Source organism: Chryseomicrobium sp. FSL W7-1435 (genome assembly GCF_038595005.1).
GTDB lineage: Bacteria > Bacillota > Bacilli > Bacillales_A > Planococcaceae > Chryseomicrobium.
This window is the reverse complement of the sequence record NZ_CP151997.1, coordinates 2372550-2393642: the sequence shown is the minus strand read 5'-3', so window position 1 is coordinate 2393642 and position 21093 is coordinate 2372550. Positions and strand designations below refer to the sequence as shown.

Here is a 21093-nt window from a genome sequence, read left to right as displayed (position 1 = left end):
CTTCCTATTTTTTTATACATATCTTTAAACTGTACAACGTGCATCGCACGATTAGGAGGCTAGGCCGAATGAAAGATTCAACATCTTCCACAAAACACCGGAAAACGGCGCTGCTGTTATCCTTAATTCCAGGGGTCGGGCAATTTTACAACAAGCAAATTCTAAAAGGTCTTATCTTTCTGATTTTGGCTGTTTCATTTGGCTCAGTATTTTTTCAATACATCGGATTTGGTTACTGGGGGCTCCTTACACTCGGAGAAATTCCAAAGCTCGATCACTCCATCTTCTTATTAATCGATGGAATCATTGCCGTTCTCTTGACGGTAATGGGTCTTGGTATTTATGCCTTTAACTTATATGATGCTTACCATAACGGGAAACGTCGTGATTTAGGTGAGGGTGTCAATTCCGTTCGTCAGCAGTATCACAATTTGATTGATAATGGATTCCCATACTTGATGATTTCACCAGGATTCTTCCTGTTGATTTTCGTCGTGATTTTCCCGATTATCTTCGTATTGCTGCTAGCATTCACAAACTATGATTTGTATCACTCACCTCCTGCAAACTTGGTGGATTGGGTAGGCTTGCAGAACTTTAAAGATATTTTCACACTAGATGTTTGGCGTTCAACGTTCTTCTCAGTGTTAACATGGACAATCGTTTGGACGTTCGGGGCAACTACCCTGCAAGTAGCATTAGGTATTTTCTTAGCTATTTTAATTAACCAAAAAGATTTAAAAGGAAAAGTACTTTTCCGCACAATTATGATCTTGCCATGGGCAGTTCCTGCTTTCATTACGATCTTGATTTTCTCTGGAATGTTCAACGATACCTTTGGTGTCGTCAACCGTGTACTATTACCGATGGTCGGTTTAGACGCTGTGCCATGGATGACCAATGAGACATTCACTCGTTTAGCGCTGATTATGATTCAATCTTGGCTTGGATTCCCATTCATCTTTGCGATGACTACGGGTATTCTGCAATCAATTCCTGAAGAATTGTATGAAGCAGCTGATGTTGATGGGGCCTCTGTATTCCAGAAATTTTTCTCGATAACGTTGCCATTGGTTCTGTATGCAACAGCTCCAATTTTAATCACGCAATACACATTTAACTTTAACAACTTTAACGTCATCTTCTTATTCAACGGAGGGGGACCTGCACTACCGAGTCAAAATGCAGGAGGCACGGATATCTTGATTTCTTGGATTTACCGTTTGACTATGACAAGTGCACAATACGGAAAAGCAGCAGCCATCACGATGATTCTTTCGATCATTGTTATTACCGTGGCACTATGGCAGTTTAAACGTACGAAGTCGTTCCAAGAGGAGGATATGATGTAATGACGAATAAACAAGGTAAACTCATTCGTTTGACTGTATCCTACTTGATCATCTTAACGATGTGTGCGATTGTTCTTTATCCACTATTATGGGTTTTAGGATCATCGTTCAATCCAGGAGATAGCTTGTCTGGTTCTCAGATGTTCCCGGACAATCCTACATTGAAACACTATGCTTTTCTTTTTGATTTAGAGCAATCTAACTACTTATTGTGGTATTGGAATTCAATGAAAATCAGTCTTTTGACTATGATTTTCTCAGTAATACTTGTATCCTTTACAGCATACTCGTTTTCACGTTACCGCTTTATCGGGCGGAAGAATGGACTTATGACATTCTTGATTCTTCAAATGATCCCGAACTTTGCTGCTTTAATCGCAATTTTCGTTTTGGCAAACCGTCTTGATTTGATTGATACACACTTTGGTTTAATTTTGTTCTATGTAGGTGGACAGATTCCAATGAGTACATGGTTGATGAAAGGGTATTTGGATACGATTCCAAAAGACCTTGATGAGTCAGCACGTATGGATGGAGCGGGCCATTTCCGTATCTTCATTCAAATCATTATGCCGCTTGCTAAACCCATCATTTCAGTGGTTGCGTTGTTTGCTTTCATCGCACCTCTTGGAGACTTTATCATTGCGCGTATCTTATTACGTTCAAATGAACAGTTTACATTGGCGGTCGGCTTGTATGATTTAGTGGCCAAGCAATTTGGTAACTCCTTCACAACGTTTGCGGCAGGGGCCGTACTTGTTGCATTACCGATTGCACTGTTATTCTTAGCATTCCAAAAGTATTTCGTTTCCGGCTTAACAGCAGGTGGAACGAAAGGGTAATAAAAAGACGCACTCCCTTAGTTGGGAAGTGCGTCTCTTTTATTGTCCAGACCACTCAAATTCTGAGATGGATAGTTTCTCTCCATCAAATTGTTCAGCAAGGGACCAAACATCTAATTGGTAGGTACCCTCAGGAACGGTCATCGCAGCCAGTTCATTTGATAAATCGAGAGGTAGCTCCCAAGATTCACCCGCAGCTAAGGTTTCTTCCACCATACCTTGTGTAAACATTTTGTTCATTGAATAGGTGTATACCGTTTCACCGGTATCATCTAGTAACTGGTACTCAAATTGTTGTCCACTTGTGAAGGTTAACGTCACGTCCTCATCAGTGCCATTCGTAATCACTAAGAAGAGATCTCCATCTTGTTCCTTGATTTGTTGTGTCAGTTCATTTGTCATCTGCTCGCCACCTTCTCCAGAAGTTTGATCCTGCTCAGTCGAGCCACAGGCTGCAAGTAGAAAGACGAGAAGTACTGTGGATACTAACCATTTTTTCAGCATATGCGTTCCTCCTTTAGCCATTAGACTTCTTCACCTGTCTTTTCGTTACATAAAACTTGGAAATATTTCCGAGTAGTAGTTCACCCTGTGGAATAAGCTTTCGTATAGCAATAGAAGCAACTATCGGGAAGATAATTCCCGTTATAGTGAACCCAATTGGGCCAAGAAGGAAGTAATCGTTTAACACCATATACGTGAAAATATGCAAGTACATTATTGCTATGGAATGGGACTCAATAAATTGCAGAGGCTTCATTTGCCACTTGGCAGCCAGCAGTTGGAATACCCAAACAAATACAATGATCATAGCAATCGGAATGATAAGATCTAAGAAAAAATGATTGTAGCGTAAAAATTTAAGACTCAAATGGTAATCAATCCAACCGAGTCTATCTGTTATGACAGCAACCGCAGTCACTACTACCGCTGCTATACCTGTGCGGTGGGGAACTTCTAGCCAAAATTGTTTTAGATAGCTCCCAATGGCAAAGTAGACGACAGCGATAAATGCTACGTCCAAGTTCCATAGCATAGGAATGGTCTGGCTTGCTTGGTCGGGCTCGCCACCTACAACATCCATTGCCCAAAAGCTTTGAATGTGTGCGATAGTATATAATAGAGCAAGTATCAACCACTGTGTGTAGCGCTTCGCGTAAAGTGTAAGAAGCGTGAAAATCACATACGAGAAATATAAGGTTGTAATGAACCAGATGACACCATAGGCTCCTCGAGCAAAGCGCCCCCCGATAAGAATTTTTACAAAGTCTTCTGTATACCAGCGCCAATCAAAATTGAAAGTGGCAAGTTCGATAGAGTAACGAATCGTAGTAATCGCGAGTAAAAAGAAGAAATACGGGAATAACAGTTGCATGAATCGTTTTGTCAGTGCCCCTTTGGCTTCTTTCAATGAGTAGACTTCTTTGAAGAAGATCCCACTTAGTAAAAAGAAGGCAGGCATATGAAACCAATAAATGTATTGAATCAATGGGAATGGCATGTCGTGAGGGTAATGCCCAAGTACCACGAGTATCATCAAAAACCCTTTCGCTGCATCAAGCCAGTGAATACGTTTTTTAGCCATGAGGAATCCACCTTTCTGCATGGGACTCAAAATAGCCCACACGATATAATACCATCATTTCTATCTATCTGAAACCTGGAGGAATACGACTATGAAAATCATTTTATTTGGAGATAGTTTAACAGCACGTCACGAAGGATTAAATGAACCGATGATCAATGCACGCTTGAAACCACATTTTCCGGAAGACATTGTTTTAAATAAAGGTGTCAGTGGCGACACGACAAATGATGCAATGAAACGCTTCAAAAAGGATGTTCTCGCGGAACAACCCGATGTTGTCGTTATTCAATTTGGCTCTAATGACTCTTCGGCGCACAAACATGTTGCTCGAGAAATGTACAAAGCTAATCTAGAGCAAATGGTCAAGGCAATTGGACCTGAACGTTGTATTTTAGTAACACCGCCACCAGTAGACGAAGACAAGCAGACCCAGCGTTCCAATCAAGTGCTAGAATCTTATGGAGATGCCGTGAAAGAAGTGGTCGCTGAATATCAAACAGGTTTCGCAGATTTGTATAAAGCCTTTATGGATCAAGGAAATCTTACGGAATCATTACGCGGCCTAGAAGACGATGGGCTGCATTACGGGGAAGCCGGCTACCGCATTGTGGAGGCTACACTAGTGCCTGTGATCACAGAAAAGAAGCGAGCGATTACACCACGTGAAGTGACGTTACTGGACCGAATTCGAAGTTGGTTTGCGTAGGTGGCAAGTTCTGTCGCTTCATATTATAATGAAGGGCAGTGAACAGAACGGAGAATGGATATGCAACAATTCAACTGGACAACGTTAGAACTGACGAAGCAGCATGCTGAGTATTTGGCATCTCGTATGACAGGTGGCGAAGTGATTACGCTAGAAGGCGACCTTGGTGCTGGCAAGACGACCTGGACCCAATTTTTTGCGCGTGGTTTAGGAGTAGAAGGCATCGTCAACAGCCCGACCTTTACCATCATCAAACAGTACGAGGGCCGGCTGCCGTTTCATCACATGGATGTGTACCGCTTAGCAGATGGTGAGGAAGATCTTGGCTGGGAAGAATACTTTGATGGCCATGCAGTAGCCGTTGTAGAGTGGGCACAATATATAGACTATGCCTTGCCAGAAGAACAGATCCAACTGACAGTTCGGTTGTTACCAACAGGAGAACGGGTTTGTGAGATGTCTGCAACGACACCGCGTATGACCCAATTGATTGAGGAGATGGCACATGATTTGGCTAGGAATTGATACTTCGAATACACCGCTCAGTGTTGCGCTCGTAGAAGAAGGACGCGTGCTGATTGAGCATACAGATAGTTTTAAAACCACCCATTCGGTGGCAGCCATGCCAGCGATTGACCTCATCATGAAAGAAGCCGGAATCACACCGGATCAACTAGATGCCATTGCAGTGGCAAAAGGACCAGGTTCTTATACAGGCATTCGGATTGGGATGACTCTTGCGAAGACACTCGCTTGGTCTCTCTCCATTCCCGTTTATCCGGTTTCGAGCTTAGCTGTCCTAGCTGCTCCAGGCAAATGGTTCGAAGGAGTGACGGTCAGTGTTATGGACGCTCGTCGCAATCACCTTTTTGTAGGGGTTTATGAGAAACAAATGGTACTGCTTGAAGCACATATTCATTTTGATGAACTTCTAACCTTCTTACGAGAAAAGAAGCAACCTGTTCTTTGGTGCGGTCAAGATGTAGCCACTTTCCGGGAGCAGATACTTGCCGCTGAACTTGTTTCGCATTTTGCGGGAGTAGGGGAGCTATTGCCGCGCGCATCCGAGCTGATCGCACTGGCACAAAACAGTGAACCAGCATTAGAGATACATGCACTGACGCCTGATTACCTGCGCTTAACGGAAGCAGAAGTCAATTGGATGAAAGCCAATGAATGAGAGAATTTCCTTTCGTCGGATGACGTTAGATGATGTTGATGCCGTCTGGGAACTTGAAAAAGAATCGTTTCCGGCGCCGTGGTCTCGTGACGCATTTGTCAATGAAATGATTGCCAATCGTTTTGCTTATTACGTGGTGGGGGAACTTGAAACAGGAGACCTCGTTGCGTTTTGTGGGATGTGGTTAGTAACGGATGAGTGCCATATTACCAATGTCGCAGTGACCTCTCGTTGCCGTGGCAAGGGCTTGGGTGAATTGCTGATGAAAGAGGCCATACGAGTCACAAAAGAGCACGGTGGACGCGTGATGACCCTAGAAGTACGTGTATCAAATAATGTGGCGCAAAACTTGTACCGCAAACTGGGATTCCAAGAGGGTGGAATTCGCAAAAACTATTATACGGATACGCATGAAGATGCGCTCGTAATGTGGGTGGAATTTGAATGACTTATATATTAGGAATTGAAACGAGCTGTGATGAGACAGCGGCTTCTATCGTAAAAGATGGCACGGAGATCATCTCCAACGTCGTGGCTTCTCAAATAGAGAGCCATAAACGATTTGGTGGTGTTGTACCTGAAGTTGCCTCTCGCCATCATGTCGAGCAGATTACACTCGTTATAGAAGAAGCTTTAGAAAGAGCAGGGCTGACACCAAAAGAGTTGGATGCAGTGGCTGTCACAGAGGGACCTGGACTTGTAGGGGCCTTGTTGATTGGCATTCAAGCAGCAAAAGCCTTTGCCTTTGCCCATCAGTTACCTCTTGTCGGTGTGCACCATATTGCCGGACATATTTATGCCAATGCATTAGAAAATCCTATGCAATTTCCTCTCTTAGCCTTAGTTATTTCAGGGGGGCATACAGAGTTGATTGTGATGCAGCAAGATGGTCACTTCGAGAAAATCGGCGAAACACGAGATGATGCAGCAGGAGAGGCATACGACAAAGTGGCACGCGTCTTGTCTTTACCGTATCCGGGTGGTCCTCATATTGATCGCCTTGCAAGTGAAAGTGATGGCGCTGTTCAATTTCCACGTGTTTGGCTAGAAGAGGGATCTTACGATTTTAGTTTTAGCGGGTTAAAATCAGCGGTTATCAACTATCAGCACAACTTGAAGCAAAAAGGGGAAGAAATCAATCCTGCTCATGTAGCTGCTGGGTTTCAACAAAGTGTTGTGGAAGTGGTCGTGGAAAAAACACGTCGAGCAGCGGCACAATACAATGTGAGACAAGTAATTGCAGCGGGTGGCGTTGCCGCTAATAGAGGGTTACGCGCCGCATTAGAGCAAACATTCACTGAACAGGGCACGCCATTTTATGTTCCGAGCCTGCCTCTTTGTACAGACAACGCTGCTATGATTGCAGCAGCTGGCTATTCCAAGTACTTAGCAGGCGAACGAAGTGATTATGCGATGAACGGGAGACCGGGTATGCCATTAACTAGCTGGACCAACCAGCTGGAACAAAAATAAGCAGTAGGTTCTCTAGGTTAATTCCTAGAGAATCTGCTGTTTTTTGTTTACTCTGAGTTCCTTTCTGGGGCTGCTTTCCGAGGGCACGTCGTGAGTCTCCTCGTCGCAAGCTCCTGCGGGGCCTCACGTAACGCTTTTGATCCCACCCGAGTCAGCCCCTCCACTCCACTCCACTCTCCATCTACTAAAGTTTTATAAGTATATTTATGTGCCATCGTTATTTATTACAAAGATTACAGTTTATTATCAAATGTGACTTGATTCGTCAAGAGAGAACATTTGTACTTATACACAATTTGTGTATAACTTGTGGATAACCGTGGATAACACTAGATGTTGTGGTAGTGTTTGCACCGGATATGTGCATAACAACTAAATGAAGCTGTGGGTAATGTGTATAAGTCTGTTGATAGTTTATGTAGAGCCATTTTGCCTGTGCATGAATCTGTGGAAGATATTTTTTTGAAATTGCCACTTGACCAATATATAGGGAATTTTGTCGAATAAAAAAGAACCAGCTCGAAAGCTGGTCCTCACTACAGTGTTTCTAATTCTTCTTGTAACTCTAGCCATTCAAATGAAGCCGTATCATGCAGCTCATTGATAGCTTCTAATTGCTTATTGAAAGCTCCAACTTGCTCATGATCACCAAATACTTCGGGTTTACAGAGCTCTGCTTCAATGACTGCTTTTTGTTCATCTAAGTCCTGCATCTCTTGCTCCAATTCAGTAAGTCGACGATTGATCTGCCGTTCGCGCTTTTTAGCGGACTTATCAATTTGTGTCGTCACAACTGTAGTTGGCGATGAAGCAGAAGGTGCTTGGTCTTGAGCAGCTAAAAGTTGCAACTCTCTTTCTTCTTCTTTCTTTTCTAAATAGTAGTCATAGTCACCTAAAAATAATTCGCTGCCGTCTGGGGCAAGTTCCACGACCTTTGTGGCGATTCGATTGATGAAATAGCGGTCATGTGACACAAACAACAGCGTTCCAGGGAAGTCGAGCAGCGCATTTTCCAAGACTTCTTTGCTGTCGAGGTCCAAATGGTTGGTTGGCTCATCCAGAATTAATGTATTGGCTTTTAACAGCATCAGCTTGGCGAGAGCTAATCGCGCTTTTTCACCACCGGAAAGAGAAGAGACAGGCTTTAACACATCGTCTCCAGAGAACAAAAATCTGCCGAGCGCTGTGCGAATATCTTTTTCATTAAACAATGGCCATTCATCCCAAAGTTCCTGTAGCACGGTTTTAGAAGACTTTAAATCTGCTTGATCTTGATCGTAATAACCGAACTGGACATTGGTTCCGTAGGAGATCGTGCCATTAAAAGCAGGTGTCTTCTTCATCACAGTTTTAAGTAAAGTGGATTTACCGATTCCATTTGGTCCGATAAGGGCGATTCTGTCCCGCTTATAGATAGGAAATGTGATACCAGATGCCACCACATTCGTGTCATAGCCGATAGCGACGTTATCGACGCGCAAGACGTCATTGCCGCTCTCTCGTTCGATGGAGAAACCAAATGCCGCTGATTTTTCATCGCCACTTGGAGAGTCCATCCAGTCTGTTTTCTCCAATACTTTTCGTCGGGACTGTGCCATTTTGGTAGTAGACGCACGGGCTAAGTTTCGGCTGATGAAATCTTCAAGCTTGGCCTTTTCTTCTTGTTGACGATCAAATTGCTTAACGTCCCTTTCATAGTCCAAGGCTTTTTGATCGAGGTAAGCAGAATAGTTCCCAACATAGCGTGTCATTTTGCGACGAGAAATCTCATAGACAAGAGTCGTTACTTGATCTAAGAAATAGCGATCGTGGGAGACTATGACGATAGCTCCAGGATAATTCTTTAAATAATTTTCTAAAAACGCCAGCGTCTCGATATCTAAATGGTTCGTCGGCTCATCCAGCAGCAAAAGGTCAGGTTGAATCAACAGTTGCTTGGCAAGGGCTAGGCGTGTTCGTTGACCACCCGACAACGATTGGACCGGTTTGTCGTAATCGTCAGGGAAGAACTGGAGCCCATGAAGGATGGACCGTGTATCACTCTCGTAGCGGAAGCCGCCAGCCTCTTTAAAATCCAATTGCAACTGATCATAGTCTTGCGTCACTTTTTCATAGACAGCGGCGTCATTGTAGACAACAGGATCTGCCATCTGTAACTCAAGCGAGCGCAGTCGTTGCTCTTGTTGTTTAAGGGGTTCAAATACAGTCATCATTTCATCCCAGATCGATAGCGGGCTCTCTAAGCCGGAGTGCTGCTCTAAATAGCCGAACGTCTTATTCTTCGGCATCACGATATCTCCTGAGTCATAGCCCATCTCACCAGCGATTATTTTAAGAAGCGTTGACTTTCCGGCACCATTTCGTCCAACGAGTGCTACACGCTCACGTTCTTTCACTTCTAATTTACAATTAATCAAAACCTCTTCACCAGCGAAGGATTTTGTTACATTTTGAACTTGCAATAGTATCATCGTGCACACCTCAATTCTCTCTATTAAGTGTACTGGATAGTGGGGGTTAGAGCAATGCGCGTGCTTTACAGAAAACAGTTAGAGGTGTAAGATAAATCTGATTTACAGGAGGCGAATGGTGTGGCAGCTGATAAAACAAAAATTCCGCAGGCAACGACAAAGCGCCTGCCCCTATATTATCGATTTTTACAAAACTTTGATAAGGCAGGACAAACGCGTGTCTCGTCCCAAGAGTTAAGCGATGCGATGAATATTGATTCAGCAACAATTCGTCGGGACTTCTCGCATTTTGGGGCACTTGGCAAAAAGGGATACGGCTACGATGTGGAGCACTTGTTGCAATTTTTCAGACAAACTCTCGATCAAGACGAAGCGACTAATGTGGCTTTGATTGGTGTGGGGAATCTAGGTACAGCCTTTTTGAATTACAACTTTCAAAAAAACCATAATACGCGTATCGTGATTGCATTTGATACACACGCACCAGTGACTGGGGAGCAAAAATCAGGGATTCCAGTTTTCCATCCTGATTTATTAGAAGAAAAGATAGAAGAGTATGGGATTGAACTGTGCATTTTAACAGTCCCGAGTCGCACGGCACAAGAGACAGCGAAACGCTTAGAAGCAACAGGTATAAAAGGAATCTTGAACTTTACACCGGTCCGACTAAGTGTCGATTCATCGATACGTGTCCAGACCATTGATTTGTCAGTCGAACTGCAAACCTTGATCTATATGATACGCAACCACGAGTGACGTAAAACTGTCACATCTAGGTATCGTGTAGAAATAGCAAATTGTTAACAAATGATGTAAGATGAAGGCATACTACTTAAGGAGGTGCCCGCAATGACTGCAGGTCCAATCAGTTTAATTGTTATTGGTATTGTTGCACTTCTTTTGTTCGGGCCGAAAAAATTACCTGAGCTGGGACGCGCTATGGGTTCTACGCTCCGTGAATTTAAAACGGCTACAAAAGGCTTAGCAGATGACGACGATGATGACGTGAAAAAAGTAGATCCACCGAAATCTGACGTTAAGTAAGTTAGGATGTTCATTCATGAATAATACTGAATTTACAGTGGTGGAACATTTAAATGAGCTCCGAAAACGGTTGTTTGTCATGGTTTCTTTCTTGGCAGTAACTGTGATTGGTAGCTTTTTTTTAGCGAAACCACTGATTAATTATCTTCAAAATGCGGAACCCGCTGAAAATATTACTTTAAATGCCCTTCAAGTTATGGATCCCTTTATAATTTACTTGAAGGTCGTGTTGTTCTTAGCGTTCACGTTTGCATCTCCTATCATCGCTTTGCAACTTTGGGCATTTGTGAGTCCAGGACTGCAAGAACAGGAGCGACGTGCAACACTAGGGTACATTCCATTTGCGTTTATGTTGTTCATCGCAGGTGTCTCTTTTTCCTATTTCTTGTTATTCCCGTATTTGATGTCTTTCATGACGGGCCTAGCAGGGGAATTAGGGATTACGCAAATCATCAGCATTAACGATTACTTTAACTTCATCTTCCAAATTACGATTCCTTTTGGCATCATTTTTCAATTGCCAATCGTGTTGTTATTCTTGACACGCCTAGGTCTCGTAAATCCTCAAATGCTTGTAAAAGCACGGAAGATGGCCTACTTTGTGTTATTTGTCATTGCGGCGTTTATTACGCCTCCAGATATCGTCTCTCACTTGTTTACGTCCGTTCCTTTATTTATCTTGTACGAAATCAGTATCGCGATTTCCCGTGTAGGCTACCGCAAATATTTGGCTGCCGAAGCGAAGCGTAAATTAGAAGAGCAACAACGTATGCAGCAGACATAGAAAAAGACCATCCACGTGATGGTCTTTTTTTTAATTGAAGAACTGGATGAATACTTGTCCGTACCGTTCGGCGAATCGTTCCAAGTCTTCTGCGTAGAATTGAACGAGGACGACAAAGCCGTTCAAGAGCATGTGCGCAATGATTGGCGCAGCGATACGTTTGGTCTTGTAATAAATAAACGCGAATATAAATCCTGAAACAGAATAAAGTAGAATGTGGCTGAGTTCAAAGTGAATGATCCCGAACATGACGGAACTGATAAGGGCTGCGATAAAGAAGTTCGTCTTCGGGAGCAGCATGCCGAACAAAATGCGACGGAATAACAGTTCTTCTAGAATGGGTGCAAAAACGGCGATTGCCAGAATGACAACGGGAACTGATTTAGCAATGGCAATGAAAGTCGCCGTGTTTTCAGAGCCTGGCTCAATGCCGATCAGTTGCTCAAGTGCAGCCGCACCCGCTTGGCCAAACAAAACCATGAAAAATCCAACGACACCCCAACCGACAACTCCCAAGTTCGAAGCAGGTTTTGGGCCGAGTGGCTTTAAGAATGTTTTGTCTTTACGGATAAAGTAGAAGAAGATGATGACGGCTGCTAGCATACTTGAAAAAATCCACCAGCCAACAGCTTGTATTCGAGGGTCTTCTACACCCATATTTTCAAAAAGATAGAGAAGCGGGAGTGGGCCGACTGCACCGGCCAATTGCATCATCACGTAAGTAATCAATAAAGAGAAGGCTATTTTTTGATGAGACATATGGAGTAAATTCCTTTCTACGAACAAATTCAAAGAGACTTTCTCTATTGTACCGCATCAAAAATAATTAGCCAAAAATTCATCTTCTCACTTGCAATCAGTGTGGCCATTTATTATGATAGAAACTGTGTTAGCACTCAACGTGTGAGAGTGCTAATAAGACATTTACCATTTATCAGGGAGGTCGTTTCATTTGTTAAAACCACTAGGTGATCGTATTGTAATCGAATTAGTCGAGGCAGAAGAAAAAACAGCTTCTGGCATCGTACTTCCAGACTCTGCACAGGAAAAGCCACAAGAGGGTAAAGTACTTGCAGTTGGAAATGGTCGCACTCTTGATAACGGCACACGTGCTGAATTAGATGTGCAAGTTGGGGATCGTGTCCTGTATGCAAAATACGCGGGAACAGAAGTGAAGTACGACGGCAAGGAACTACTTATTCTTCGTGAATCCGATATTTTAGCGGTTATCCAATAACAAGGAGGAACATCCATTATGGCAAAAGAAATTAAATTTAGTGAAGACGCACGTAGCGCAATGCTTCGTGGCGTAGATAAATTAGCAGACGCAGTAAAAGTAACACTTGGGCCAAAAGGGCGCAACGTGGTTCTTGAAAAGAAATTCGGTTCACCACTCATCACTAATGATGGTGTGACAATCGCAAAAGACATCGAGCTTGAAGATGCATTTGAGAACATGGGCGCTAAACTTGTAGCAGAAGTTGCTTCTAAAACAAATGACATCGCTGGAGACGGTACGACAACTGCAACAGTCCTTGCACAAGCAATGATTCGTGAAGGATTGAAAAACGTAACAGCAGGTGCCAACCCAGTCGGTATTCGTAAAGGAATCGACAAGGCAGTAGCAGCAGCAATCACAGAACTGAAAACTATCTCGAAAGAAATCGAAGGCAAAGAGTCAATTGCTCAAGTAGCTGCGATTTCTTCGGGCGACAGTGAAGTAGGAGAATTGATTGCAGAAGCTATGGAGCGCGTTGGCAACGACGGCGTTATCACAATCGAAGAATCAAAAGGATTCACGACTGAGCTTGACGTTGTAGAAGGTATGCAATTCGACCGCGGATACGCATCTCCTTACATGGTAACGGATTCTGACAAGATGGAAGCTGTGCTTGAAAATCCTTATATCTTGGTAACAGACAAGAAGATTGCAAGCATTCAAGAAATCTTGCCAGTACTTGAGCAAGTTGTTCAACAATCAAAACCACTTCTATTGATCTCTGAAGATGTAGAAGGCGAAGCTCTAGCAACACTAGTTGTGAACAAACTTCGTGGTACATTCAATGCCGTAGCTGTTAAAGCTCCTGGTTTTGGTGACCGTCGTAAAGCAATGTTAGAAGACATCGCAACATTGACTGGCGCTGAATTGATTACAGAAGATTTAGGTCTTGATCTAAAATCTGCAAACATTACACAGCTTGGTCGTGCAGCGAAGGTCGTTGTAACAAAAGAGAACACAACTATCGTTGAAGGCGCTGGAGACTCAGACCGCATCGCAGGTCGCGTCAACCAAATCCGTGCGCAATTAGAAGAAACTACTTCTGAGTTCGATAAAGAGAAACTGCAAGAGCGTTTAGCGAAATTAGCTGGCGGTATTGCAGTAATCAAAGTTGGAGCAGCAACAGAAACTGAATTAAAAGAACGCAAACTTCGCATTGAAGATGCACTAAACGCTACACGTGCAGCAGTTGAAGAAGGTATCGTATCCGGGGGTGGTACAGCTTTAGTCAACGTCTACAAAAAAGTAGCAGAGACAGCTGAAACTGTAGAAGGCGACGTAGCTACGGGTGTTCGCATCGTACTTCGTGCTCTTGAAGAGCCAGTTCGTCAAATCGCAACAAACGCGGGTCTTGAAGGCTCTATCGTGGTAGACCGCTTGAAGCGCGAAGAAATCGGCATCGGTTTCAACGCAGCAACAGGTGAATGGGTCAACATGATGGAAGCAGGCATCGTCGATCCAACAAAAGTAACGCGTTCAGCATTACAAAACGCAGCTTCAGTAGCTTCTCTGTTCTTAACAACAGAGGCAGTCGTTGCAGACATCCCTGAGCCAGCTGGCGGTATGGGGGATATGGGCGGCATGGGTGGAATGGGCGGCATGATGTAATCATCCACTCAGTATAAAAGAGGCCTCACACGTAAAATCGTGTGGGCCTCTTTTCTATAATGCTTTGTGTTGGAAAGGGCACTTCCCTTGAATTGGCTCGCTATCATCCCCAATAAAGAATTGTTTCCATTCGTTGTGAGTCGGGTCGCCAAAATGACTGATGTCCGGATGTTTGGGAAGGTGGTCCCATGCCTCAACTCGTTCTCGAACTTTTTCGCGTGACATGATACCACCTTTTTCGGTACCTTCAAGTCCTTGGAAGATATGGCGTGGTTGGAAGCCGATGACCATGGCGTTGCCGAGATCCCGTGTTTTTCGCTGCTTATAGGCTGGCGTGTTTCCGAAAGCGAAGATGGGTTCTCCAGCATAGCGGAAATCCCATAGGTAGTGATCTGGATCTTTAGGCGCTTCTTTTGGCCATTCAATATCATCAACTTGGTGAAGGTACTGCAAGATGTCCCAGAATTGTTTGCGGTACGCTTCTAAAGACTGCTCGGTTTCAAATGGCTCCACGAATAAAAACAATCCATGGCGTTTGTGGTTCGGATCTTCAAATAATGCTAAGAAATCTTTCAAAGCACTCGCTGCATTCGTCCAATCTTTTTGTTCGATAAATGCATACCGCAATTCACCACGTAAATGACCTGTTCGACCAAAATAACAAGGGAACGTTTTGTCAGTGACGGTATTCTCAAATGTTTGGTATTCCCGCTTGAACCACTCAGGTAAATCCGTGCGTGTCTCGACATCTTCTTTCGTCAACAGTGTATGTTTTGCAGCAATCATCTAAACAATCCTTTCATCTATCTATTTGTCTTCTGATTCCCTACTTTCTCAAAAAGAAACCAAAAAACTTCCAAAAGAAGTTTAGCGGTACTGAAAGAGGAAATAGTACTCATATAAAATAGGAACGGAAAAGGTGGAGACAAGAATGGGACTTGAAAAACAACAACACCAATGGGACGGCTGCTCAACAGAATATGACAAACTCACTCAAGTCATTGTTTGTGAACCAACCTATATGAAAATTGAAGAAGTGATTAATACAGTGCAGAAACGTTATGCTAAAGACAATATCGATGTGGAGCGAGCGCTCGCGCAACATAAAGCGTTCACCAATGCTCTGAATGATAATGGAATGGAAGTAGTATCACTTAATGCGCGCCCGGAATTCCCGGAGCAGGTCTTCACGCGTGATATCGGCTTTACAATTGGCACACGAGTTTTCATTTCCGAAATGGCCAGTCCAATTCGTCAAGGCGAAGAGAAGATTCTTCGTGAATGGGTAGGATCCAATGGAATACCGTATCAAAAAATGACGGCTGGTTCTATCGAAGGTGGAGATGTCGTAGTTGACGGGAATAAAGTATTTGTAGGTGTCAGTCATCGAACCAATCACGAGGCAATTGATTTTTTAGAGAAGCAGTTGCCGGCGAATGAAATTATTCGGGTTCCATTTGATGCCTCTTGTCTTCACTTAGATTGCGTCTTCACGATCCTCTCACCAACGCATGCGCTTGTGTATCCCGAAGCTCTTTCAAAAGATACGCTGCGTATGTTAGGTGAACATTACACATTAATGGAAGTGGAGAAGGACGAACAGTTCGCAATGGGGACGAATGTTTTGGCAATCGGGAATAACAAAATCATCAGTCTCCCACAAAATACATCCGTGAATAAAATATTGCGAGAGAATAATTTTGAAGTTATTGAAATCGATCTTAGTGAAATTATCAAATCCGGTGGTTCGTTCCGTTGTTGCACGATGCCGCTTACAAGATCGATTTAATTCACAATCCCCTACGACTCGCTTAGCGGGTCTTTTTTTATGGTAAACTAAATGCGAACGAGGAGGTAGCAATATGAAATTCATCTCATGGAATGTCAATGGCATCCGAGCCTGTGTCAAAAAAGGCTGGCTCGACTACTTTCACGCACAAGATGCCGATTTTTTCTGCATTCAAGAAACCAAGATGCAACAAGGTCAACTCGACCTGGATCTACCCGGCTATCACCAATACTGGAACGATGCTGAGAAGAAAGGCTATTCCGGGACTGCGATTTTCACAAAACACAAGCCAATCTCTGTTCATTACGGACTAGGTGAAGACTTAGACGAAGCAGAAGGCCGTATCATCACCCTGGAATATCCGAAATTTTATCTGGTTAACTGCTACGTGCCGAATGCTAAACGTGACCTATCGAGACTTCCATATCGTCTCGAATGGGAAGACCGCATGAATTCGTACTTAACCCTTTTGAATCTCACAAAACCTGTCATCTATACTGGCGATCTAAACGTCGCCCATGAAGAAATCGATATTCGGAATGCCAGATCGAATATCGGGAACTCTGGATTTACATATGAAGAACGTGGAAAACTGACGCAACTGCTTGAAGATGGATTCGTTGATTCTTTCCGCTACTTGTATCCGACGGAAGAAGGTCATTACACATGGTGGAGTTATATGGCGAAGGTGCGTGAGCGCAATATCGGGTGGCGCATTGATTACTTCATCGTTTCCGAAAAACTGGCTCCATTAATTAAAGAGGCAGGGATGCACCCGGACACGATGGGCAGTGACCATTGTCCAATCTTTTTAGAATTAGGGAAAGAATTTTCAAAGTAAATAGCGTACAATATAGAAAAACGCAGGAGGTCCGTTACCGTGAATCCATTAGCACAGCAACTGAACAGCGCAATTCAACAAGAAAGTCCGGCTATCTATGAGATGCTGTCGACTCTCGGCAAGAATTTGTTTTACCCAAAAGGTATTTTGAGCCAATCGGCCGAAGCCTCTGGAAAAGCCCATAAATTTAATGCGACGATTGGTATTGCGACAGAAGATGGCGCACCGATGCATTTTAAACATATTCAAAACCGTATTGATTATGCACCAAAAGATGTCTATCCTTATGCACCACCACAAGGGAAGCCGGCACTTCGCGATGCATGGCTTGAAAAGCTATATAAAGACAACCCGTCCATGGTCGGAAAATCCATTGGAAAACCGATTGTGACAAATGCGTTGACACACGGGTTAAGTATTGTAGCGGATCTGTTTATGGATGAGGGAGACGCACTAGTCGTCCCTAACCATTACTGGGGCAACTACAACACGGTGTTCGGTGTGCGACGTGGTGGCAAGATCGTCACGTTCCCGCTCTTCGCCGACAATACACGCTTTGACACAAAGGGATTAAGACAAGCTCTAGCAGCGCAGACTGGGAAAGCCATCGTCTTATTGAACTTCCCAAACAACCCGACAGGCTATACACCGCTCGAAGACGAAGCGAAAGAAATCGTAGCTGTTTTAAAAGAAGCAGCAGAGAGCGGATTGAATTTAGTCGTTGTTTTAGATGACGCTTACTTTGGCCTGTTCTATGAAGATTCCATTACAGAATCTCTTTTTGGTCACTTGGCAGGAATTCATGAGCGTATCTTACCAGTGAAGATAGACGGCGCGACTAAAGAGAATTACGTATGGGGATTACGTGTCGGTTTCATTACCTATGCAGCAGGAAAAGACACGCTTCATGCTCTGGAAGAAAAAACAAAAGGAATCATCCGTGGTACGATTTCAAGTGGAGCGCACATTTCACAAACGATGATTTTGGAATCGTTGCAATCGGAAGAGTTCGCTGTAGAAAAAGAAGAAAAGTTCGCCATCATGAAAGGGCGAGCTGTTAAAACAAAAGAGCTGTTAGACAGTGAGAAGTTCAACAAGCACTGGACATACTATCCGTTCAATTCAGGATACTTCATGTGTTTGAAATTGCGCACACTCGATGCAGAAACACTTCGTTTACATTTACTCGATAACTACGGCGTTGGAGTGATCTCCAACAACCAAACGGACATCCGTGTCGCGTTCAGTTGTGTGGAAGAAAACGATTTAGAAGAACTGTTCGACTTGATCTATCAAGGCTGTGAAGATTTAGCGTAATCAAAAAGAGACGAAGACCAGCTATTCCTGGTCTTCCGTCTCTTTTTTTAACATGCGATCAATATAGGCTGTGAAATTACCTGATGTGAAACGAGTAACTTGTTCTTCTGTGTACTCTTCACGTAAGCGATCAATTAGATTATTATACATACCCGCATGCTCCAAGCCTTCCACTTTTTTATCAATGCCATCAAAATCTGAACCAAACGCCAAAATTGATTCACCACCTAGTTTTACAATATGCCGGATGTGATCAACTAAGTCATCGATTGTCGCGTGATTGGTCCCCGTGATAAATGGCGGGAAAAACACGACATGAAGCGGAATCTGCTTTTCAATTAGTAGGCGAATTTGTTGATCCGTTAGATTTCTCGGGTGGTCGCATATAGCACGTGCATTTGCATGACTGACGATTGGAAAGTCAGCAAGCTCCATCACATCCCAAAATCCTGCTTGGGAAAGGTGTGCCGTATCGGTCAAAATCCCTCGACGGTTGAGAAGTGTGACGATTTGTTTGCCAAATGTCGAAAGGCCCGCTGCTCGTGGTTCTCCACAACCATCTGCTGCGAGATTGGCGGGATTCCAAGTAAGCCCCACAGATAAAACTCCGGCATCCAGTAATTTCTCTAACTTCGCTACTTCATTCCCGATACAGTCAACACCTTCTAATGTTAAAAAGACGCCGATTTCCGAGTCAGTTAACTGGTGCAATTCATTCCACGTTCGAATCCACCGGATACCTGGTTGGTTGATTACATTCGAATGAAACAGTTCAATTTGTTTCTCAGCCATAGCAAATGCCTGATTAGCAGGGATTTGAGGGTCTACGAAAATGGCAAACGCTTGGAGACAAATGCGGCCTTGACGAAGTCGCTCTAAAGAAGTATCAAGTTCTAGGTCAAGTTGCTGCATTTGGAGTTTATAAAGATGGTCACAGTGAAGGTCAATGATCTGCATGTTTTTGCTCCTTTGTGTGCTGAATAAATTGTTGGAATAAGAGGTGCGCATGGGGGCAGTCGGTTAATGTCTCTGGATGCCACTGTACTCCGAACCAGTTGAGCTCTGGATGTTCGATTGCTTCAATCACGCCATCAGGTGCTGTTGCAGCAATATGAATACCATCTCCGAGTTCTCCAACAGCCTGATGATGAAAAGAATTAACCCGCAAAGTTTGCGTCTGTATCCAATCGGCTAAAAAGCTATCTGATTTTACTGCAATTATATGATGATAATCCGAGCGATCTCGATTAGGATTGTGTTGGAGAAGAGTTGGGTATATTTGACGATCAAGATGCTGAATAATGGTACCTCCGGCTGCGACATTTAAAACTTGCATGCCCCGGCAAATACCAAGAATCGGTTTTTTCGTCAGTCGAACTGCTTGTAAAAAGGCAAGTTCACGTTCATCACGAATCAGGTTTACTTCACCAAGTTCTAGCTGAGGCTGTTCTTCAAAAAAGAAGGGATCTATATCACCTCCACCAGTTAGTAAAAAACCATCACAGGCTTGAATCCATGATGCTTGTTGCGTGCCCAACAGGTACCTGATTTCGGCACCAGCTCTCTCGATGGCCACTATATAGTGTTCATTGATTTGATAATACCCATTTGTGGAGCTTCCGACAATCCCTATAATTGTGGAGGTCACTTGTCTGACCTGCTTTTGACAAGTATACTCAGTAATCCAAAAACAATTGTTGCTACTAACATAAAACCCATAATCACTGAAAACCAAAACATTTGATTAACCACCTTTCCTATTCTACAAGTTGGTTGAGTGACAGTTGTGGGATATGTAGGAATTAAATAGTTTGCTTAAAACCCCCCTCATAGTAATTGTATGAAGAGTATCAAAAAAAGACTCAAAATTCGAGTCCTTTAGTAAAACTATTCCTCAAAATTCGAAACCTCAATCGCAGCAGTAACCACACCGATCAATTCACCTTCCACATTACGAAGAGGTTCTGCAAAAAACCAAAAATTGATTTCTCTTGTAGAGACCGAAAAACGAATCTGTCTTCTTATGGGAACTTGTCGTGAGAGGACATCTTTTTTTAATTGAATAAGTTGGCTGATTCCTTGATTTAAATCTAGTTCATCGTTGCGTTTACCTAAAATATCTGCCTCTAAGAAATCTGGATGTGGGTTGTAAATCCACGTATATTCCAGCTGCAGATTACAATGCGCAAAGAACATCGGGATATTTTGAAGAGCAAATCGAAAAGGGTGATCCGTTTCTTCGGAGAAAAAAGCAATCGGTTGAAAGTGAAGCGTTTCTGCAATCTTATTTGCTACTTCCCGACTTGGTGTTCGTTTGCCGCTTTCTATTTGACTATAATAGGCCCGATTAATATAGGCAGCATCTGCTACTTGTTGTTGCGTCATTTTTAAATCTTTTCGTTGATTAATTAGCCACTGTCTCATGAAATACTCTACCTTTCGTGTGGCTTTTTGCCACTCCAATACGTATCGATCTTGCGCTACAATCAAAATTAAATGACTATCGTTTTATTTACTGTTAGGAGTGATGGGTATGAGGCAGGATTGGCCGTTACATAACCGACAACTAGTGAGAGCATATCTAGACGCAAAACAAAAACAACTAGATGCGACTTTTCTATTTTTGCTGAAGCAAGAAATAAAAAAACGACAAATTCGTTTAAAAGTAGTTAGAAAGAAAAAATCTTAAATCACTAATAAAATAATCTAGAAAGAATAGTTTATGAATAATTAATTTTACAATAATTAATTCTGTTGTACCATAATTTTAAATAAAGTAGGTTAATAGGCTAATGAATTTTCTTTTCTTTCCTATAGCT

At 43.1% G+C, this 21093-nt stretch carries 24 protein-coding genes; 16 read left to right on the top strand and 8 right to left on the bottom strand.

All coding sequences use genetic code 11. The annotated features are described in order from the left end of the window. The first annotated feature begins 68 nt into the window (after positions 1-68). Together MKY84_RS12095 and MKY84_RS12090 are read left to right on the top strand one after the other, a co-directional pair. Positions 69-1352 carry a sugar ABC transporter permease gene (locus MKY84_RS12095; protein WP_342526303.1) on the top strand — a complete coding sequence of 428 codons (1284 nt, stop codon included), beginning with the start codon at positions 69-71 and terminating at the stop codon, positions 1350-1352. After that, positions 1352-2194 carry a sugar ABC transporter permease gene (locus MKY84_RS12090; protein WP_342526302.1) on the top strand — a complete coding sequence of 281 codons (843 nt, stop codon included), beginning with the start codon at positions 1352-1354 and terminating at the stop codon, positions 2192-2194. Before MKY84_RS12095 ends, MKY84_RS12090 begins: the two co-directional genes overlap by 1 nt. Before the next feature lie 39 nt (positions 2195-2233). On the opposite strand, the gene MKY84_RS12085 is transcribed toward MKY84_RS12090, so the two are convergent. Next, on the bottom strand, positions 2234-2698 hold the full coding sequence (locus MKY84_RS12085; protein WP_342526301.1) for a BsuPI-related putative proteinase inhibitor: 465 nt from the start codon (positions 2696-2698) through the stop codon (positions 2234-2236). Positions 2699-2711: 13 nt separating this feature from the next. Beyond that, positions 2712-3779, bottom strand: a complete 1068-nt coding sequence (locus MKY84_RS12080) for an acyltransferase family protein (protein WP_342526300.1) — start codon at positions 3777-3779, stop codon at positions 2712-2714. A gap of 91 nt (positions 3780-3870) precedes the next feature. Between MKY84_RS12080 and MKY84_RS12075 the strand changes: the two genes are divergently transcribed. From MKY84_RS12075 to tsaD, 5 genes are read left to right on the top strand one after another with little or no spacing between them, the layout of a single operon-like run. Then, a complete protein-coding gene (locus MKY84_RS12075; RefSeq protein ID WP_342526299.1) occupies positions 3871-4488 on the top strand; it encodes an SGNH/GDSL hydrolase family protein in 618 nt (205 codons plus the stop codon). Between the two features lie 54 nt (positions 4489-4542). Beyond that, entirely contained in the window at positions 4543-5013 is a 471-nt protein-coding gene (gene tsaE / locus MKY84_RS12070; RefSeq protein WP_342526298.1) for a tRNA (adenosine(37)-N6)-threonylcarbamoyltransferase complex ATPase subunit type 1 TsaE, read from the top strand. Next, positions 4994-5668 carry a tRNA (adenosine(37)-N6)-threonylcarbamoyltransferase complex dimerization subunit type 1 TsaB gene (gene tsaB, locus MKY84_RS12065; RefSeq protein WP_342526297.1) on the top strand — a complete coding sequence of 225 codons (675 nt, stop codon included), beginning with the start codon at positions 4994-4996 and terminating at the stop codon, positions 5666-5668. Before tsaE ends, tsaB begins: the two co-directional genes overlap by 20 nt. Next, positions 5661-6116, top strand: a complete 456-nt coding sequence (gene rimI / locus MKY84_RS12060) for a ribosomal protein S18-alanine N-acetyltransferase (RefSeq protein WP_342526295.1) — start codon at positions 5661-5663, stop codon at positions 6114-6116. The genes tsaB and rimI overlap by 8 nt, the downstream gene beginning before the upstream one ends. Further along, positions 6113-7141: a tRNA (adenosine(37)-N6)-threonylcarbamoyltransferase complex transferase subunit TsaD gene (gene tsaD / locus MKY84_RS12055; protein ID WP_342526293.1), complete on the top strand. Its 1029-nt coding sequence runs from the start codon at positions 6113-6115 to the stop codon at positions 7139-7141. The genes rimI and tsaD overlap by 4 nt, the downstream gene beginning before the upstream one ends. A 536-nt stretch (positions 7142-7677) precedes the next feature. On the opposite strand, the gene MKY84_RS12050 is transcribed toward tsaD, so the two are convergent. Then, positions 7678-9612, bottom strand: coding sequence for an ABC-F family ATP-binding cassette domain-containing protein (locus MKY84_RS12050; RefSeq protein ID WP_342526291.1), 1935 nt, complete (start codon positions 9610-9612; stop codon positions 7678-7680). A gap of 120 nt (positions 9613-9732) precedes the next feature. Here MKY84_RS12050 and MKY84_RS12045 point away from each other — a divergent pair, with 120 nt between their 5' ends. The 3 genes from MKY84_RS12045 to tatC all read left to right on the top strand — a co-directional run bounded on the left by MKY84_RS12045 (position 9733) and on the right by tatC (position 11440). After that, a complete protein-coding gene (locus MKY84_RS12045; RefSeq protein WP_342526290.1) occupies positions 9733-10368 on the top strand; it encodes a redox-sensing transcriptional repressor Rex in 636 nt (211 codons plus the stop codon). A 93-nt stretch (positions 10369-10461) separates the two neighbouring features. Further along, entirely contained in the window at positions 10462-10656 is a 195-nt protein-coding gene (locus MKY84_RS12040; RefSeq protein WP_094942658.1) for a twin-arginine translocase TatA/TatE family subunit, read from the top strand. 16 nt (positions 10657-10672) lie between these two features. Further along, the gene (gene tatC, locus MKY84_RS12035) at positions 10673-11440 is read left to right on the top strand and encodes a twin-arginine translocase subunit TatC (protein ID WP_342526287.1); all 768 of its coding nucleotides are present in this window, start codon (positions 10673-10675) and stop codon (positions 11438-11440) included. A 30-nt stretch (positions 11441-11470) separates the two neighbouring features. On the opposite strand, the gene MKY84_RS12030 is transcribed toward tatC, so the two are convergent. Beyond that, a complete protein-coding gene (locus MKY84_RS12030) occupies positions 11471-12199 on the bottom strand; it encodes a type II CAAX endopeptidase family protein (protein ID WP_342526286.1) in 729 nt (242 codons plus the stop codon). Positions 12200-12392: 193 nt separating this feature from the next. Here MKY84_RS12030 and groES point away from each other — a divergent pair, with 193 nt between their 5' ends. After that, on the top strand, positions 12393-12677 hold the full coding sequence (gene groES, locus MKY84_RS12025) for a co-chaperone GroES (RefSeq protein WP_342526284.1): 285 nt from the start codon (positions 12393-12395) through the stop codon (positions 12675-12677). Between the two features lie 18 nt (positions 12678-12695). After that, positions 12696-14327: a chaperonin GroEL gene (groL, locus tag MKY84_RS12020; RefSeq protein ID WP_342526283.1), complete on the top strand. Its 1632-nt coding sequence runs from the start codon at positions 12696-12698 to the stop codon at positions 14325-14327. A 54-nt stretch (positions 14328-14381) separates the two neighbouring features. On the opposite strand, the gene MKY84_RS12015 is transcribed toward groL, so the two are convergent. After that, complete coding sequence (locus MKY84_RS12015; RefSeq protein ID WP_342526281.1) at positions 14382-15113, bottom strand: YqcI/YcgG family protein; 732 nt, start codon at positions 15111-15113, stop codon at positions 14382-14384. Between the two features lie 145 nt (positions 15114-15258). Between MKY84_RS12015 and MKY84_RS12010 the strand changes: the two genes are divergently transcribed. The 3 genes from MKY84_RS12010 (at position 15259) to MKY84_RS12000 (ending at position 18274) form a co-directional block, all read left to right on the top strand. Then, positions 15259-16116: a dimethylarginine dimethylaminohydrolase family protein gene (locus MKY84_RS12010; protein WP_342526280.1), complete on the top strand. Its 858-nt coding sequence runs from the start codon at positions 15259-15261 to the stop codon at positions 16114-16116. A gap of 73 nt (positions 16117-16189) precedes the next feature. Further along, on the top strand, positions 16190-16957 hold the full coding sequence (locus MKY84_RS12005; RefSeq protein ID WP_342526279.1) for an exodeoxyribonuclease III: 768 nt from the start codon (positions 16190-16192) through the stop codon (positions 16955-16957). A gap of 39 nt (positions 16958-16996) precedes the next feature. Beyond that, positions 16997-18274, top strand: a complete 1278-nt coding sequence (locus tag MKY84_RS12000; protein ID WP_342526278.1) for an aminotransferase class I/II-fold pyridoxal phosphate-dependent enzyme — start codon at positions 16997-16999, stop codon at positions 18272-18274. A 21-nt stretch (positions 18275-18295) separates the two neighbouring features. On the opposite strand, the gene MKY84_RS11995 is transcribed toward MKY84_RS12000, so the two are convergent. The 3 genes from MKY84_RS11995 to MKY84_RS11985 form a co-directional block, all read right to left on the bottom strand. After that, positions 18296-19231: a dipeptidase gene (locus tag MKY84_RS11995; protein WP_342526277.1), complete on the bottom strand. Its 936-nt coding sequence runs from the start codon at positions 19229-19231 to the stop codon at positions 18296-18298. Then, the gene (locus MKY84_RS11990) at positions 19218-19922 is read right to left on the bottom strand and encodes a type 1 glutamine amidotransferase (protein ID WP_342526276.1); all 705 of its coding nucleotides are present in this window, start codon (positions 19920-19922) and stop codon (positions 19218-19220) included. Before MKY84_RS11990 ends, MKY84_RS11995 begins: the two co-directional genes overlap by 14 nt. Before the next feature lie 239 nt (positions 19923-20161). Beyond that, positions 20162-20698, bottom strand: coding sequence for a helix-turn-helix transcriptional regulator (locus MKY84_RS11985; protein WP_342526275.1), 537 nt, complete (start codon positions 20696-20698; stop codon positions 20162-20164). A 109-nt stretch (positions 20699-20807) separates the two neighbouring features. Here MKY84_RS11985 and sda point away from each other — a divergent pair, with 109 nt between their 5' ends. Beyond that, on the top strand, positions 20808-20963 hold the full coding sequence (gene sda / locus MKY84_RS11980) for a sporulation histidine kinase inhibitor Sda (protein ID WP_342526272.1): 156 nt from the start codon (positions 20808-20810) through the stop codon (positions 20961-20963). The last annotated feature ends 130 nt before the right edge of the window (positions 20964-21093 follow it).

Excerpts from the sequence above, each read along its gene's own strand:
- MKY84_RS12095 (WP_342526303.1), top strand. The coding sequence starts at position 69 with ATGAAAGATTCAACATCTTCCACAAAACACCGGAAAACGGCGCTGCTG.
- MKY84_RS12090 (WP_342526302.1), top strand. The coding sequence starts at position 1,352 with ATGACGAATAAACAAGGTAAACTCATTCGTTTGACTGTATCCTACTTG.
- MKY84_RS12085 (WP_342526301.1), bottom strand. The coding sequence starts at position 2,698 with ATGCTGAAAAAATGGTTAGTATCCACAGTACTTCTCGTCTTTCTACTT.
- MKY84_RS12080 (WP_342526300.1), bottom strand. The coding sequence starts at position 3,779 with ATGGCTAAAAAACGTATTCACTGGCTTGATGCAGCGAAAGGGTTTTTG.
- MKY84_RS12075 (WP_342526299.1), top strand. The coding sequence starts at position 3,871 with ATGAAAATCATTTTATTTGGAGATAGTTTAACAGCACGTCACGAAGGA.
- tsaE (WP_342526298.1), top strand. The coding sequence starts at position 4,543 with ATGGATATGCAACAATTCAACTGGACAACGTTAGAACTGACGAAGCAG.
- tsaB (WP_342526297.1), top strand. The coding sequence starts at position 4,994 with ATGATTTGGCTAGGAATTGATACTTCGAATACACCGCTCAGTGTTGCG.
- rimI (WP_342526295.1), top strand. The coding sequence starts at position 5,661 with ATGAATGAGAGAATTTCCTTTCGTCGGATGACGTTAGATGATGTTGAT.
- tsaD (WP_342526293.1), top strand. The coding sequence starts at position 6,113 with ATGACTTATATATTAGGAATTGAAACGAGCTGTGATGAGACAGCGGCT.
- MKY84_RS12050 (WP_342526291.1), bottom strand. The coding sequence starts at position 9,612 with ATGATACTATTGCAAGTTCAAAATGTAACAAAATCCTTCGCTGGTGAA.
- MKY84_RS12040 (WP_094942658.1), top strand. The coding sequence starts at position 10,462 with ATGACTGCAGGTCCAATCAGTTTAATTGTTATTGGTATTGTTGCACTT.
- tatC (WP_342526287.1), top strand. The coding sequence starts at position 10,673 with ATGAATAATACTGAATTTACAGTGGTGGAACATTTAAATGAGCTCCGA.
- MKY84_RS12030 (WP_342526286.1), bottom strand. The coding sequence starts at position 12,199 with ATGTCTCATCAAAAAATAGCCTTCTCTTTATTGATTACTTACGTGATG.
- groL (WP_342526283.1), top strand. The coding sequence starts at position 12,696 with ATGGCAAAAGAAATTAAATTTAGTGAAGACGCACGTAGCGCAATGCTT.
- MKY84_RS12015 (WP_342526281.1), bottom strand. The coding sequence starts at position 15,113 with ATGATTGCTGCAAAACATACACTGTTGACGAAAGAAGATGTCGAGACA.
- MKY84_RS12010 (WP_342526280.1), top strand. The coding sequence starts at position 15,259 with ATGGGACTTGAAAAACAACAACACCAATGGGACGGCTGCTCAACAGAA.
- MKY84_RS12005 (WP_342526279.1), top strand. The coding sequence starts at position 16,190 with ATGAAATTCATCTCATGGAATGTCAATGGCATCCGAGCCTGTGTCAAA.
- MKY84_RS11995 (WP_342526277.1), bottom strand. The coding sequence starts at position 19,231 with ATGCAGATCATTGACCTTCACTGTGACCATCTTTATAAACTCCAAATG.
- MKY84_RS11985 (WP_342526275.1), bottom strand. The coding sequence starts at position 20,698 with ATGAGACAGTGGCTAATTAATCAACGAAAAGATTTAAAAATGACGCAA.
- sda (WP_342526272.1), top strand. The coding sequence starts at position 20,808 with ATGAGGCAGGATTGGCCGTTACATAACCGACAACTAGTGAGAGCATAT.